Origin of the sequence: Natronococcus sp. A-GB7, from assembly GCF_029688865.1 — an archaeon.
In the GTDB taxonomy this organism is placed as follows: domain Archaea; phylum Halobacteriota; class Halobacteria; order Halobacteriales; family Natrialbaceae; genus Natronococcus.
The window spans coordinates 15,017-31,263 of the sequence record NZ_JARUKV010000041.1; the positions used below are offsets into that span (position 1 = coordinate 15,017).

The 16,247-nt window shown below is 56.3% G+C and carries 6 protein-coding genes and 1 pseudogene; 3 read left to right on the forward strand and 4 right to left on the reverse strand.

The window, feature by feature from the left end; genetic code table 11:
* The first annotated feature begins 51 nt into the window (after positions 1–51).
* Complete coding sequence (locus QA609_RS22985; RefSeq protein ID WP_278304953.1) at positions 52–384, forward strand: Fic family protein; 333 nt, start codon at positions 52–54, stop codon at positions 382–384.
* Between the two features lie 257 nt (positions 385–641).
* Here the strand turns inward: QA609_RS22985 and QA609_RS24700 are convergent.
* Positions 642–842, reverse strand: a pseudogene (locus QA609_RS24700) (hypothetical protein); the annotation flags it as partial.
* A gap of 198 nt (positions 843–1,040) precedes the next feature.
* Positions 1,041–6,047 carry an ATP-binding protein gene (locus tag QA609_RS22990; RefSeq protein ID WP_278304954.1) on the reverse strand — a complete coding sequence of 1,669 codons (5,007 nt, stop codon included), beginning with the start codon at positions 6,045–6,047 and terminating at the stop codon, positions 1,041–1,043.
* A gap of 268 nt (positions 6,048–6,315) precedes the next feature.
* Here QA609_RS22990 and QA609_RS22995 point away from each other — a divergent pair, with 268 nt between their 5' ends.
* Both QA609_RS22995 and QA609_RS23000 read left to right on the forward strand, forming a co-directional pair.
* Positions 6,316–7,686 (forward strand): GIY-YIG nuclease family protein, encoded by a 1,371-nt coding sequence (locus QA609_RS22995; protein ID WP_278304955.1) that lies wholly within the window; start codon positions 6,316–6,318, stop codon positions 7,684–7,686.
* A 624-nt stretch (positions 7,687–8,310) separates the two neighbouring features.
* Positions 8,311–8,796 (forward strand): GNAT family N-acetyltransferase, encoded by a 486-nt coding sequence (locus QA609_RS23000; RefSeq protein WP_278304956.1) that lies wholly within the window; start codon positions 8,311–8,313, stop codon positions 8,794–8,796.
* A gap of 261 nt (positions 8,797–9,057) precedes the next feature.
* On the opposite strand, the gene QA609_RS23005 is transcribed toward QA609_RS23000, so the two are convergent.
* Positions 9,058–12,696 carry a UvrD-helicase domain-containing protein gene (locus QA609_RS23005; protein ID WP_278304957.1) on the reverse strand — a complete coding sequence of 1,213 codons (3,639 nt, stop codon included), beginning with the start codon at positions 12,694–12,696 and terminating at the stop codon, positions 9,058–9,060.
* Positions 12,689–15,970 carry a PD-(D/E)XK nuclease family protein gene (locus QA609_RS23010; RefSeq protein ID WP_278304958.1) on the reverse strand — a complete coding sequence of 1,094 codons (3,282 nt, stop codon included), beginning with the start codon at positions 15,968–15,970 and terminating at the stop codon, positions 12,689–12,691. Before QA609_RS23010 ends, QA609_RS23005 begins: the two co-directional genes overlap by 8 nt.
* Between the last annotated feature and the right edge of the window lie 277 nt (positions 15,971–16,247).

Sequence of the window (16,247 nt, forward strand, 5' to 3'; positions counted from 1 at the left end):
TTGAGCAGTGTATCAGAAACAATTATCGAGCGACGCGAGAGAGACTAGTATGTGACCGACGACGTCGCGTATCCGTCCGTCGAACTAATTCTTGATCTGCATGCACAGATCGTTGAGGAAGGCGACCACACTGAGCCAGGAGTTCGGTCAGAAGACGCGATCCAGTCTGCATTGCAATACGTTTCAGAGGGGTTCTTCGGCGAGGTACCGCAAACGCTTCACAAAAAAGTGATTCATCTCATGAGGTTGCTCGTTGCAGATCATCCATTCGTCGACGGGAACAAGCGCACTGCGCTTCAAACTGTACGGTTTGCGACCGATGAAGCTCAAGTCGATATTGAAACAGCGGTTATCTACTTCCGAGCTTGCGCTCGCCGTAACTGATAAGCGGACAAGATGAGTAGATCCAAAATAGAAATGGCGTCCAGTACTGATTCCTCGACAGCGGTCGACGAAGAAGTTCGCCGACTGTACGAGCGATATCAGTCGGCTGAAAGCGACGAAGAACGCCACGAAATAGCTCTTGAAATGGGGAAGCTTGACGGACGCAGTCATGCCGATATTTATGCGGCTCTCGAAGACGAGTAATCTCAACTTCGACTGCATCCCGTATTTCTACTACCGGGATAGGACTCACGTGTCAGGATGGTCTCACCCTTTCGCCGGCAGCAATATTGGTTGTAGAGATATGACCTCGGTCGCTGTACCCGTACTGAGGCGCTGAGCGGCCAGCGCAACGAGGGCGGCATCAGCACGTTCGCTTCGTGCACTGGGCGGTCGTCGGCGTTCGCGATGTACCGTTGGACGCCGTCCATCGCTCGTGAGACGGTAGGCTTAGAAAACCAGTACCTGATCACGGAAACAGGCCGAGAGCGAGATCAAAATTCTGTAGCCGAACTCGAGAATCAGCTAGCGCAAGTCCTCAAACGAAAGTTGTGAGTCGATGGTTGGTTAGAGAGGAGTAGTGCCCTATCTTCGAATTACTACCCCTCGAATTGGGCGCCATATTAAATACAGTGATTTGTCAATCCAGCAATGCCCTACTCTTCCCACTCAATAGGACGCTGAATGATCGTGTCGTCGTCGAGATCGAAACTCCGCAGGTCAAGTTGGACTTCGCGCTCGCGGCGTTCGCGCCGGTGTTTGGTCAGCGTCTGGAACGGTCTCGGGATCTCCAGCAGTGTTGCATCGCCGCTTTTTCCCACACGAATGTTTCGAGCCACGTAGAGGTAATAACGGTCCGTGAGCACACTTCCGGCAGCCTTCCACTCGTTCCACGAGAGAGAGGGTTTGCGTGTCTTCAGTCCCGAGGTCTTGAGTTCAATACACCGATCGATTACGGGGTCGCCATCCTCGGTGGTTGTGATGGTCAACACGTCAAAACCCGGCCAGTCAGTGTCGAACGGGTTCTCGTCCTCGGAGAGTCCAGCCTCCTCGAGGAAGTTGTTGATGGCCGATATCACGTGGGGGTCTCCTTTTGCGTCCCCGTATGTCTCGGGCGTACTCACGTCCCAGACGTTCATCTCAGGGTTGGTCTCACCACACTGTCGCAGACGGTCTCGTTCGGACTCAATCGTGAGAGCCATTCCGAAGTCGTCGATTTTGGTTCGGTACTCTTGCGAAGCAGGAACTCCACCAGAACCAGATCCGTTATTCGATTTCTGTACGGTCTTCGTCTGGCCGGTGGCACTCTCGGATGTCGACTGTGGCGACTCGGGTTCGTAGATTCGGCGCTCCCCGACGCGGGTGAGTGTCTCCACGTTAGGCACACGGTTCGATCTACTCGCGGATCCCGAGCCGGCCGCCTCTTTCTTCTCAGTCGAGTCGCGTTCCACGCCTGCGGTCGCGTCCGATACGTTCGACGTATCATCACTTTCCGTTCCCTTTGATTCGTCGTACTCGATTATTACGTTCACATCGTCCTCGAAGAGTCGGCTTCGGACTACGTCGAACTGGCCACCACGAACGCCGTTCCCGACTACACGGAGTCGATCAAGCAAGATTGCCTCCGGCGATGGCTCACCAAACGCGTGCTCAAGGAGGTTATACACACCCTCGTAGTACTGCGGGATGTCGAGATAGTCTGTGTAAGCGCGGGCAACCGCGTCGACGAACTCCGTGGTCGGGAGCGAACCGTCGATCAGGACAGCTGATTTCGTCCCTCCTTCCTCTCTCCTAATATGGTACGGTTGTGGGCGAGTATCGCTGTCAAACTCTACGGTCGTCAGCTCCAAACCGAGTCCGTTGACGATTTCCAGTTGCTGGTAGAAGCGTCGTGTGTTGCTAGTGTCTTGGTCGACCGCGGCCGCCGAGGGCCGGTCCGATCGGAGACGTAAGAGGAGCGCAACGAGGGCTGTCTGGATCCAGTCCTCGTCGATCGTGGTGCCGTCTACGTTTGCAGGTAGTCCGATATCGTCGCCCGGGAGCGCGGTCTCAGTGACGACGTCTGCCGTGTCCGTAGCGCCCAAGTGAGTCCCAAAGCGGACGGCCTCGGGCTTGAACAGGACGATCTGTGGTAGGTTTAGATTCCCGTACCGCTCGCGTTCGGTATGTGAGCGGACGAAGTACGCCTCTGACGCCGGTCGAAAGTCGTACGAATCGCCGATCCGACAGAGGACAGAAGCGGTGTCGAGTCCTGTGTGCGCTGGGCGCCACTCCAGATCAGCGACGCGTTCGCCTTCGAGTCCCGGAAGAAGTTCTGCGACTCGTGTGTAGAGGAGTTCCACCTCACCGGCAAAGCGGGCTGACTCGATCGAGGCGTTTTGAAGGTGATCCTGGATGCTCGAGAGGACACACCTAGTGTCGGCAGGAGAGAACTGTTCCTGTACGAGTCGTGTTCCGATACCCAACGCGGACGTGAACGCCTCGATCGTGTCTGCTCCATTGTCGGCCGGTTGGAAACCATCAACGAAGGGTAGCAGCGACCTTCTTCGGTCGAGTTGCAGACTGAACCGTTCGCGGTCGCTTGGCGAAAGAAGCCACGCACGTGGGGGAGCTACCGTCCCTTGGCTTGTTGGGACCCAGTCGTATTGCCGCAGTTGCCACACCCACAGATTCACGCCCGCGGACCGCCGCTCTTTCGAGCGGAAGAAATACGACCGGTTCGACCCGCGCCACCGGTTATTGGTAAACTCTGCGGCCAGCGCGTGCTGGTGGCTTCCGAGTCCCGCATCCCACCACGTTGCAAGGTGGTTCAGGAGGTGTGTTCCGACAGACTCGTCGGCCGCCGCGGCCGCGAGAATTTCCTCTGCGTACTCGAGCGGATTTATTTGAAAGAGGTAGCCGTGTTCCTCGATGTCCAGTTCCGGGTCAACGTTGTCCAGAAGGTGTTCGCGGTATGTCGTCCATTCCTCCTCGGAGAAACCACTGTAGCGCGAGTCAACAGGAGTGTCCGTCTCATCAGACGCGATCAGGTCGTCTGCTGCTGAAATAGCTGATCGTGGCGGTCGCTGGAACCCTTTCGTTTCTCGGTACCGGTGGCGAGTCGCTGCGTCTGGAGCAAAGAACGGGAGCGGACGGACGTGTTCGGCGACACCGAGCCATCGGAAGAACGCTACCCAGTCCTCAATTTCCGGAGTATCTGATGTCTGGAGGTCGAACCATTCCAATGGAGGAAGGACCCACGGGTCAAACCGTTCCGTATCCGTCCGCTCGTCGACCTCGGTTAGAAGTGGCTCGATATGAGCGGAGTCGACCCTGCCCAGCGCCTCTTGCCACTCCTGTGCGACGTAGACGCGATGGGCCGGCTGCCACTCGATCTCCCCTCCCCCCAGTGGTACTGCTGGAATGGGGAGCTTCGAGAGTTCGAAGAAAGAGCGTCGCGAAGATCGATACAGAAGAGGATCCGTCGGATCGCGGTCGTTTTCAGGGGACTCGACCGCTGCCATCTTCCGGATCGTTACCAACGTATCCGGCGTCTCAAGGGCTGTAGTATCGACGTTTCGTGAGTTCGGTCCGGGGATCCACGGCCGGATCGCTGCATCAAACACCCGATCGAACGAGAATGATTCGATCTGCCAAATGCTCTCCAGCTCGGAGCGGAAGTCGGATGGGAGGGCCGTTTTACGGAGTTTCGGTGCGGCGTTAGGATCAGTGCCGTGGTAGAGTTCGCGTGCGAGGAAAGCGAGTGTTGGGAGACTTCCGCTTGCAACGGACTCCTCGGGCGGCATGAAGAAAGACTGATCGCCGCTCCGGGTTCGGACGGCCGATCGGGTCCCGTCCACATCGATGGTGGTTCCGGTCGGGAACAGCTGTGCAGACCGGCAGGCGGCGTCGAACGCGTCACGATCCTCATCAGATTCCAGAGTTTTGCGGACTTCAACGAGATGAACGAGGATGGGGTCGATCCACAGGCGTGCAGTGTCGTCGGTATCGTCGTCTGAGTCGCTACCCACGTTCGAGTCTGCGCAGTCCTCGGTTCGTTCAGCGACGTGTTCGTGAAGCGGTGGATTCGCCGAAGCTTCGTCGAGAGCCTGCGGGATTGTATCAGGTGGGAATCGCTTTGCACCAAGCGCTTCAAGTGTCTTAGTGGTGCGGTGGGTCAAGAGATCGGCCGACGGGAGGTATCTAGTCTGTTCACCGGTCACGACACGTTCGTGGTCGATGAGTTCAGCGAAGCCTGTTCCTAGGCCATCGATCTCCGCGGCCGTATGGGGGAGGCCAAGTTCTGCGATCGGTCGGGGTGTTTCACCACGATGTGTAGGAACAAACGGGACGGTTGAGATCTGTTTCGTGATCGTCTCGAACAGACAGTGTTCGATGGAGCCAGGTGTGAACGACCACTCACGCGCGCCGCCGAGGGATGGATCTAACGTTGCGAGGAACTCCGCAGGTGCCGTCGCCGAAGTAGAGACGAAGGGAACGACCGTCTCCGCAAGGAGATCACCGAGTTCGGCGAACAGGGCCGCGTTGAATTGACCATCGTACCCTCGTTCGTCGTCGTGGTCAAGTGTCAGATTGCGTCGTGAAGTATCTGACTGAAACGTCCCGGTGATGAGTGCGGGAATCGGGCTCCGCTCCTTCGTTGGAAGGAAAACATGCATATGCGGGGGCTGACAGTCCGCTTCTCCGTAAACAGGAGTTATTCGCCAGTCAGCAGGATTCGTCCCGGGATTTTCACAGATAGGTTCCGCCGTGAAGCCTAGGCCCACTGAGAGACTCCCCATCGTTTCAACCTCGACTTCACTCAAATTCGACCGTTCAACGATAGCGGATTGATCGATCTCATCTGTCTCGAAAATAACAAACGACTGTGTATCGGCTTCGCTCCCCTCGACGGTATTCGTCTCCCGGGTTAAGTGTACTAATGACGCGTCTGCGTAATCGTCGACATCTTCGCGGCGAATACGCCACGTCCGTTCCCACTCTGGACATTCGATCTGGATCCGCTTCAGATCCGGCAGGAGTGCGACCGTGTTTGCATCGAGCGCTCGGAGTTTTCGCTCGATCCTCCCGCGCAGTTCTTTCGGATTTCGAAGTGGGAACTCGAAGACAGTCGTATACCCTTTCTCGAAGAGTTCTCGAACCGCTTGAGAGGGCGTAGCTTTATTTGGCATACCCAGTACAGGAACGTCGGAGGTAGCGAGTCCGTCTGGGAATGCTTCCTTGATCTCGGATTCTGCGCTGAGAATCTTCGCTGTCTCTGCCCTGTCGAATCGCGCAGCAACCGACGGCGAGAAAACGGCGGGTCTGTCAGTTATTCCCAGAACCGAAGTGAAGCCACGACCTTTATGACCGATTGAGGTGTCGCCTGCCTTCGTTGTCCGCGTGGTCAAGGTGAGTGCGTAGAGATCATCAATGGTAAATGGTGTACCGTTGTTTGCTACGAGAAGTCTGTCCTCCGAGAGTTCCAATCGAACGTCCGGATCGGACGTGTCGACCATCTCGTCGACGGCGTTCTGGAGTAGTTCGAAAATGAAGCGACCATCGTAATCGGCTCGGTCCTGTCGTTCGGTCCCCGCGTCGGACTCAATCCTGTCTGGATTGCTTCGGTAGGTATCGAGATGCGTCTCCTGAATGTCTGCTATTGACGCATGTTCGGAAGACATAGCATTCAAGAATTACCCAACCCCTTTATTTTTGTTGGTAGTTCGAAAGGTCTGCTTCGAATGGTCTGAATACTAATACGATTTCGTAGTCACGATGAATTATATTGCATACTTCGATAGATGACGACATTCCGTTCGTCAGCGTAGGGAAGTTATTACGTAAGAAGTCGAAACAACGAGCCGACTGCTGCCCTGCCAGTTGTCTCCTTCCCTAATCATGATCAGTCACAACAGGTTAGTAATTTGAGTTAGAATCTCTCCGTAACTGATGGTCGCGAAGTCAGAACTTTGGGAAGACTGGCTCGAGCGAACACTCCTCACTGACATCACCGCTGCAGAGACGCCGGATCCCGTTCCAATGATCGACACGTCAAGAACGGAACTCGAGACGACTGAGGACTTCGATAACTATCGGTACGGCCGAGGCGATGGCCAATACCTGTACCTCCTATACCTTCTGGACGAACCAGCTGAACAACCAAGCGATATCCGTCCAGTCTACATCGGCGAGACGAGCAGTATCACGCGACGTCTCCACCAGCATTTCAAGAAGATCCGCGCTGCCCTCCCGACCGACGTATGGGAAGACGATGGATCGTGGGGCAGCTGGTCGAAATACGACCACATGGCCGCTGTCTACGAGCAGGCCGAAAGCCCGCTCTATGCGTGGATCCTCGACGTCGACCAACTCGATGCGGGACCGTACGGATATCCGACCTATCGACAGGAACTCGAGGCAAAACTCGTCGGCCTCGTACACTCGCAACCACGCTTCGAGCGCATCTTCGCGAATCGCGAGTTCGTCCCGAATCGAGTCATCCACGAGATGGGAAAGGTTGGTCCAAAGTGGCTCACCGAGACCGAGAGCTACGAACCGACATCGATCTCGACGTCCGCTACCGTACAACTAGCAGAGAAATCGAAGACCGATCTCTGGCACGACTGGGTTGACGAAACAATCCTACAGGATATTCAGGACCCGACAGCAGTCGATCCGATCTCGTTGTTCGATACGGACGAGGACCTCCATGTCCGGACGACATCGGAGACGATCCTCAAACGGAGCGAGACAATCGACGCACGAATTCGCCACGAGGGAAACCGTTGTGTCGATCCGGATGGGGTTCCGCCGAACTGCCCTGATGGACTCTTGTACGTCATGTATCAGCTTGCGCCGGGAAGTGGAGATCCCGAACCGACAGACATCATCCCACGTTACATCGGAAAGGCAGAGGCGTACGGCAAAAAGAACGAACTCAGCGCGAACTTTACGGAGATCGCCCACGATCGGAACCGGACGGCCAGCTTCGCACGCTGGGGCGACGGTGACTATTGGCACGTCGGTGAGCTTTCGAATACTGTCTTCGGGAGAGCGGAGAAGAAACTCGCCTGGGCAAGCGAACTCTTCGAACAGGGAACGCGGACACTCAACCAGCAGGTCTATCTCTGGATCCGTGCGTGGGACCCGGAGGAGTATCGTGGCCCATACGGGTTTGATGCCTATCTCGCAGAAGCAGAACCGCTCCTCATCGGCCTCGCACAGGATGTGTATCCCAATTCCTTGCTCAATTATTCAGGGGTACCGGACGATGCGCCGGTCAAAACGAAAGAACACCACTTCGAACCCATCTTAGAATGAGGTCATCTGACGTTAGGAGGATGAACCCGTAGAGTCGGCTATTCCTCCATCGAACCATCTCCCCGGCGAGATACCTTTGCCTGTTTGGTGAACTGATGCCTCCATGTGAACCCCTCATACCGGTTCGTTCTTTTAAGTGGTTCTGGCCATAAGGTAGAGCTATGACGGGAAGTCGTTCTCCTATGTTCTCACATCCAACAGCGTAGCCTGAGCGTGTCATAGAACTATTCTCGTGGGATTGCTCTCATCCGGCTCTGTTGAAACCCTCTTCACGTCTTGCGATTCGCTAAGGAGCTAGTTTTCAGTCGGATCCGCGAAACCCGGTGGAAAGAGTAACTCTTCTCAATGTCATCTCTGAAGGATTTCAACGGAGCCTCTCATCCCTATTTCAGTGAACCAACCGCTACGTAGATGTGCGCACCTAACGCCGTCTCTTCCATCAGCTAATAGGGATGCTGAGAGAGTCGTGCTGAATACAGCGCGCGAATCTCGCACGACGAACGGGAAGGATTGACGTCGTTGTGGCAGTTCGGTAACAGTCGTAACTGTTAATCACTGTACGTGTGCTGAATGTGTATGCACATTCGTTGCGTCAGAGCTGCGGACGGCCCGATTCGTCGGTACATGGAAGAACTCTGGCTGCCGTACAGGCGGGAATTGGGCGAGGTGGTCGAGGCACAGGGACTCTCTTCGGAGTTCGATATCGAGGCAGAAATTGAGTGGCATATCGACCGCTTCGAGACGGCCGACAGCCGTCTCTGGGTTGCACTTGACGATGTCGACGACTCGACAGCGCCGCTCGAGGAAATCGATGCGACCTTTGCAGGCTTTATCAGTGTAGATCTAGAGACTGCACCGTCTGCGTTTGACTGGCCCGACAGGCTCGTCGTTGGTGATTTCTATGTCAGGGAGTTGTATCGTGGAGCGGGGCTGGCCGATCAACTGGTCGCACGTGCCGTGCAGTCCGCTCGCGAAGACGGTTGTGAGCAACTTGCACTGGAGGTGGACATCGACAACGAGCGTGCGCTGGCGTATTACGAGAAACTCGGCTTCGAGGTTGGGAAGTACAGAATGCGAGTCCCGGTCGAAGAGATAGAACTCGACGTGTAAGGGCGATAGTCTTGTCGACCACGCGCGACTGTGCCATTCCGATAGGAAACAGTACACCGACGGCCCATCTTCGTTCAGTAGTGGTTGTATGAAGTCAGTAGCTACCGAATGCTGCATAGATACTCTATACGTACCGTCTGTCGGGTAGTTAAAGATAGGTATGGGAACCGTTCTATGACAGCCTCTAGCCTCGCAGCCATCATCTCATTTAGGAGCGTACGAAGGCAAGTTCGACGACTGCTCCCGAGTAGGGGTTGAGACCTACTCGAGTGAGTCCACCATCGACCGAAGCTCCGACTCGATCTCGCTCATCTGTCCACTACTCCACTCGAGAGACTCCTCGACGCCGGCGTCAGTAAACCGAAGCGACGCACGAACATCACGCTGGGAATCGTGTTGCAGAAGCGCCAGCGCATACGAAAGCAACTGCGGACGATAGTGCTCGAGCAGATCCGATGACGTCGTCCTCGAGAGACTGTTCGTCTTGTAATCGATGATCCAGTAGGTTTCCGGAGTGACAAGTAGCCAGTCGATATCACCGACGATTCGATGTCCATCGAGCCGTGCGATCACCGAATACTCGTCGTGTACTCCCTCGATTGTCACCGACCGTTCGACAGACTCCACAAACGAGATCGCATCGTCAGCGTGAGCTACTACTGACTCAACGTCCGTCGCAGTCGGTTCATCACCAGCCATTCGACTCACTCGCTCAATAAACGACTCCCAGTCGTCCCGTGGCGGCCGAAGTTCGGCGAGTCGATGAACGACAGTCCCAAACGTCGTCGGCCGCAACCCAGTCTCCCGTGACTCTGCCGAGAAATCCATCCCTCCACTTTCCTCACGCTCATCGGCTAGCGCATTGACGAGCGTGGTTGCAGCCACTCGAGTCGCTGGTTCCTGTACAGACGGCGCCGGCATCGATATTGATGGCATCGAGTCGTCCGAAGACTCGTCCTGTCTCCATTCGACGGGACGTGACGGAGATCGAACCGTGTACGTTGCATCTCCGATTCGTCCGGTTGCACTCCCGTTCCGAAACGCAGCCGTAGCCAGATCGCCGTCGAAGAGCACGGGCTGCAACCAATCCCGCCATCGGCCTGCCTCGTCGAACGCATCCGGCTCACCAAGCGCGATACCACCGCCTTCCTCGAGTTCAATATCGTGAGTCCCACACAGCAGTAGCCGATCTCGAGCTCTCGTACACGCAACGTAGAGAAGCCGTTTCGCTTCGGCTCGGTCCTGTGGACGTGAGATGCGATCTGCGTACTCGTGGGCGGCAGTCTTTTCGACCGAGAATGCATCGTCCGGATCCGGACCACCGACGGCAGGCAACGGTGGAACATCCTCAGAACCATCGACCAAACGCACGTACCCGTGATCGTCGATACTCCGGCCGAATGTAAGCGACGTCCCGAGGTCCGGAACAGTAACGATGGGGAACTCGAGTCCTTTCGCGGCGTGAATCGTCATGAGCCGAACCCCTTCCGTATCACCCGGGATGTCGGCTTCACCCTCTCGTGGGTTGACCTCTGCCTGTTGATCGATTCGATGGAGCAACCCTGCGGCCGTATGAGCGCCGTTTTCGCTCCAGGATCGAATCTGGTCGCGGAATTTTTCGACGTTCGCGACCGCCTGCTTCCCTCGTTCATCAGCACTCACACTGGCAAGATAGCCAGTATCGTCGATAACGCGTGAGAGAACACGGTTCCAGGGAAGCGTTCCTGCTTCAGTCGGTGTTGCACAGCCGCTGAGCGTTCGCCAGGTAGTCAGGAGGTCGTAGGCATCAGCGAGTTGTGGATCCTCCGTTGCAGCAAGCCCATCCCACACCGACTCCGCGTCAGCGATTTCCGTGGCGAGTCGATCGTCCGTGAATCCAAACAGCGGTGACCGAAGCACGCCGTAGAGGGAAACATCGTCAGTTGGGTCGCCGAGCACTCGAAGGAGATTCGTCAGCGCCTGCACTTCTGGAGTATCGTAGAACCCGGAGCCACCAACGGTCGTATACGGAATATCAACGTCCTCGAGAGCGCGCTGGTATCGATCGAGGTGCGTTCGCCGGCGGAGGAGGATAGCGACGTCAGCAGGCTGTGCCGGCCGGTGATCGTTCGAGTCAGGATCCTGGACGAGCGGTGGATCCGCAAAGAGATGTGTAAGTCGGGCAGCAAGCGCCTGTGCTTCAGCTTCGATCGTATGCTCGAGGGCACCCTCTGCAACGGGGTGATCATCACCCATGAGCGAGGCTGCCGTCTCGTCGTCGTCAGGGACGAGCAGGTACTCGACGTCACCTTCGAGACTATCGACGTTCTCGAGTCGATCTCGTTCCGCAGTAAGCTCCTGAGGCGATGCCTCGAACGGAGCATGTTCGTCACCTTCCGCCCGAAACACAGACGCAAAGAGTTCGTTCAGGAACGTCAGTGGTCCCTCGAGCGTTCGGAAGTTGCCCGACAGTTCGAGCCCCGTCGGGCTTTCAGCGTCGCTTTCGGGAACCGTATCGAGACCGAGTGCTGCGTTCGCCGACTGCAACTCACCACGAGCGTCGCTGAAGGTCGTCACGTCGGCACCACGGAAAGCATAGATACTCTGCTTCTCATCACCGACAAGGAAGGCGTTGGTTGCCGTCCCGTCGTTGAGGCCGGTAAGCAGCTTCACTAGCAGCCACTGCCGCGGATCGGTATCCTGGAACTCGTCGACCATCACGGCTGCAAACTTGGCTCGCAACCGCTCTCTAACGTCATCGTAATTCTGGAGGAACGAAATCGCCGTCTCGATCAGATCCGGAAAGTCGAGTGCATCTCGACGGTCCTTCTCGACGTCGTAGCGCTCCAGTACCTCTGCAAAGACTCGGAGCAGTGCCAGCGCATAGTACGCACTATTTCGCTCGAGTTGGCCGGGCGTCGTTTCGACGGCGTCTTCGTATGGTTCGACTGCATCGATCAGCGTATTGAGCGTCGCTTTCAGATCCTCGTAGACATCGGTGTGCTTGCCCCACTCGTCACTGCTCCCGACGATGTAGCCCGAGCTGCTGTAGAGCCCACCGTTTTTCTTTTCACAGACCTCGTACAGTTCGGGGATCGCGTTCTGGCACGCCCGAGGATCGCTATCGGCGGAGTGGCGAGGGAAGCGCTCGGCTACAGCAGTAAGTGTCTCGAGTGCCTGTAACCCGTCAGCATCTTCGACTGCATGGTCGGCAGGAAGTCGCCCCTGAAGATCGCGAAGGTCCTCCAGAACACCGCCATCGTACAGCGTTTCACGAGCCTGATCAGCATCCAGGTCACAGACATCCCAGAGAACGTCGACGTAGTCGTCGGTGTCTGTATCCTTCCAGTGCTCGAGAATCGTTTCGCTTTGCGGCCGGCCATCGAGCAACCCGGTGAGAATCTCGACGAGCTGGTCGCGTCCCCAGAGCTGCGCGAGTAACCTCACATCCTCGTCGGCTTGATTCTGATCGAGGAACTCCGTGACAACCTCGCGCTGCAGTACCGCCGCACCGTCCTCCTCGAGGACGTCAAAGCCGAGCGGAACAGGTGCTTCGACGGCATACTCACGCAGTAGCCGCGTACAGAACGCGTGGATCGTATGGACGTACCCGTCCTCGAGTTCGTCGAGCACGTTGCGCCATCGGTGGTACTCCTCTGGTGACTCAACAGCCGCGAGTCGCTCGTACAGTTCCTCACGAACTCTCTCGGTCAGCTCAGCGGCGGCTTTCCGGGTGAAGGTTATCGTAACGATATTTTCGGGCGTCAGCTCCGGATTCTCTGCGAGAAGTTTCACGTACCGTTCGGTCAGGGTTGTTGTCTTCCCGGTGCCGGCGCCGGCGGTGATCGCAACGTTTCGATCGAGGAGAAGCGCATCCTCCTGTTCGCTGGTCAGCGTAATCTCCTCGCCCTCGTCAGTCATCGGCCATCACCTTCTCGAGGTCAACATCATCTTGTGCCCGCAACGGGACGTATGCACGCTCATCCTCTCGAGCTGTCTCGAGATGCTCGCGTTTCCGATGGTGCCGAACGTCACAGGACCGGCGATACTCACAGTACTTGCAGCTCGCGTCACGTGAGTCCAACAGCGTCGTGTGGAACCGTCCGTTCGCGATCGCATCGTCGAGTTGTCCCAGCCACGATGGAACAACCGTATCGAGGAACTGGCGGAGTTCGGTCTGTGAATCAAACTTCGATTCGATCCCACGTGGAACGTGGATATCGTTTGGCGGGCGTACCTGATAGTACGTCGCTGCTAGATCAGCATTCGCGAGTCTGTCGTCGTCGACGATATGATCAGCAGCGAGCAAGTAAATCGAGAGCTGGAACTTCGTCCCGCCCGTGGTTTTCGTCATATACGGCGCACGGCCAGTCTTGTAATCGTACAGCGTGAGCTTCGATCGATCCTCCGAGTTAGCTACGTCGAGGCGATCGATATAGCCACGAATCGAGACTGTCGATCCATCCCCGCAGTCAACGTCGAACGGCCCACTGTCCGAGTCTGGAAGACCGCTACCGAACGGCGCTTCGAACAACGATGGGCGGTCGTCAGTACTTCGCGAGAGTTCTTCCTCGAGAAACGCCACGAACAAGCCGCGTTCGGGTGCATTGTGTGGAACATCCGTAGTGGTGTATGGGTTCGACTCTTCATCGCCAAGACCCGCGAACAGCTTGGCTGCCCACCGTTCATAGAACAAGCCGTCGTACGCGAACTCAGCGTCAGCGAGTTCCTCGAGTGCGACATCGAGGAGATGCTGTTCGAGCTCATCTCGGTCGTACTCACCAAGATCGATCTCATCGCCCGAAGACTGGAGATCTACGTAGAATCGTTCGAGCACGTCATGCACGTACGATCCTGTTTCCAGTGGCGTCGGCGTCACTTCGACGTCGTCCGGATCTTCAATGTCGAGAACGTTCTCAGCGTAGAATTTGAACCCACACTCGGCATACCGCTCGAGACGGCTGGCACTGTACGGTTCCCGTTCCGACGGTGGATAGACCTCGTTCACGGTCTCGGCATCGAGAACGCCATCATACGAGGTGAGCTCTGTACTGGCCCGTCGGTCAGCACAGATCAAACCACGATCGGTTCGCTTTGTCTGTGGAGGAGAGAAATCGCCGTGATTGCCAGCGTGATCAACAGCGGCTCGTTTGTCGGAGCAATCGGCGATGTGTCGCTGGAGGTCCTCGCGGGATCCCACTCGATCATCAACACCTTCGACAGGAACGATACCCGTGACCCGCTGCAGTTCATCCAGTATGGGTGAGCGAACGACAGCAGAATCGTCGTTACCCGTCTTTGGTGTCGTTAGCGTTGCTTCCGCAACGTTTGCAAGCAGCGTCGCGAAGAGATATCGGCCCCGAAGGCGCTCGTCGCCAGTATCGAATCGAGGATGAGCATCCGTCATCTCGTCGAAAAACGCCGGTCGCTCTGGCGTCGTTGGGAAATGTTCCGTCGTCAGTCCGACGATGAACACCTTGTCGAAAGAACGCATCCGAGCATCCAGCATTCCCATCACTTCGACTTGGCCATCCACACCAGCCTGTGGAGCACGGACAGGCACACCATCAAACGCGCGAGTGAACAGCGCCAATGGCGAGAGCCGACTCGACGTGGCTGTCATCGTTTCAAACGATTCGAGGATCTCCTCAGTGAGATCGTACGCTCGCTTCTCGAGTTCTTGGTCGGTGCCGCCGGCGTAGGTCTCGACCGCATCGTCGATCTCGAGTTGCTCATCGAGAATCGCCCGAAGCGTCTCGATAGCGGTATCGAGATTCCCGGTTCGAAGGGTTTCGAGTTGCTCGAGAAGATCTTCAATACTTACTGTCGTCTTGTCGTCGAGGGTCTCGAGAAGCGGATGAAGAGACGCAGTATCCCGACGACGCGTTGCCGCCGTAACCGTCGCTACCTGCTCGGGGGAGATGAGATCAACGAGTGGGTTTGCCAGCAGCGATGTAAGATCCTCAGCTCGCGGATTCGGTTCAGCAAGGGCCAGAAGATCATGAACCGCGCTTCCGGTGTACGTTCGATCTAGATGGGCTGTCGCCGCCGTAACGTATGGAATCTCAAACGTCTCGAACGTATCTGAGATATATTCAGCGTAGGATCGAAGACCAGGAACGACAACCGCGAGGTCGTCTGGATCGCGTCCGGTGGTCAATTCGTTCCGAAGGTCCCGGGCAACATACCGCACCTCGCGTTCGGGCGTCGGAAGCTCCCGCCACTGGAGTGTCTCTGTGTTCGGAACCGAATCGGGATCTGGCTGATACAACGCACTCGTAATAGCAGTTAGATCCGTTGTAGACTCGGTCTCGTGTCGCTCAAAGCCCAGTGTCCGATACAGTTCAAGTGCATCAGTCGCGATGTTGTCGACACCGCCCTCCCCGGCCTGGTGAAGAGGTAGTATCGCAATTGCATCGAACGAATCGACGATTCGCTGGAGAAGTGCTCGCTCGAGCGGCCGGAATTCGTAGTAGCCAGAGACGATGACGACATCGATTTCCGGAGTCAGTTCTGATAACGGGACATCGGCTGACGCTACGGTTTCAAAGATCTCGCCTCGAGTCAGTATCCACTCCTCGAGGAGTTCGTCTTGGAGTGAGCGATACTGGCGATAGACATCGACTGTGGCTGTCGCGATGCGCTCCTCGAGTTTCGATCCGTTGAATTCCGTCTCGAGTGCAGATGCAGTTACAACGCCAGCATCGTCAAAGAGGGAAAAGCGACTGCTGAACGCATCTGCAAGTGATGCCGAGGCCGATTCACAAGCGAGTATGCTCTCTTCATTTACTGTCGTTCTATCAAGCGCGTATTCAGTAAGGCGTCGGTCGAGTTGCCCGGGTGGGCGGTCAACTGGACCCTCGAGTTTCTCGTACCACTCCTTCACAATGCCATCGAGTGTCTCTGTGCGGAGTTGGAGTGGTTTGTACTCTTCAGCCCACTTGTCCGCAACATGACTACGTCTCGCGTCGTTCCGCGTAAGGTAGAGAACACTCCCAATAGAGTCCTCAGCGATCCGTTCAGCGGTCTGAAACGCTTGTGTTTCTAGATGGTGATGCTGAGATCCAGAGAAAAGCACCCTATTCATTGAATATCTACTCTGATATTTGGGGCAGTACTTCACTTTTGCTGATAGTAGATTCAACTCTCTATTCGAGGGGCGGCAGTAATTCTTCCTCATACGCACGACTGACATGGAACACAACGTTGCCTCCGATTCAAACAGCGGTCGCAACTGCTCGAACGTTTTCTGATCATTCGCACCTTGTCACAACTCGAGTTCCAGTATGTGCCTCACCACGGCTCAATAGATTGTCCGCAGGACTCGAGCAGCCAGTCTCGAGACTGCTGATTCGGTTGGGATCCAGTGCACCGAAGCTTTCGGAGTGTACAGGGGACAGTGACTACCGACTACTCGAGCAATCGAACAGTCTCACTCGGGGCAAGCCCATATTCACCGGCGATCGAGACAG

What these genes read in the sequence shown, in the direction of transcription:
- QA609_RS22990 (WP_278304954.1), bottom strand. Translation starts at nt 6,047, where the DNA reads ATGTCTTCCGAACATGCGTCAATAGCAGACATTCAGGAGACGCATCTC.
- QA609_RS22995 (WP_278304955.1), top strand. Translation starts at nt 6,316, where the DNA reads ATGGTCGCGAAGTCAGAACTTTGGGAAGACTGGCTCGAGCGAACACTC.
- QA609_RS23000 (WP_278304956.1), top strand. Translation starts at nt 8,311, where the DNA reads ATGGAAGAACTCTGGCTGCCGTACAGGCGGGAATTGGGCGAGGTGGTC.
- QA609_RS23005 (WP_278304957.1), bottom strand. Translation starts at nt 12,696, where the DNA reads ATGACTGACGAGGGCGAGGAGATTACGCTGACCAGCGAACAGGAGGAT.
- QA609_RS23010 (WP_278304958.1), bottom strand. Translation starts at nt 15,970, where the DNA reads ATGTCAGTCGTGCGTATGAGGAAGAATTACTGCCGCCCCTCGAATAGA.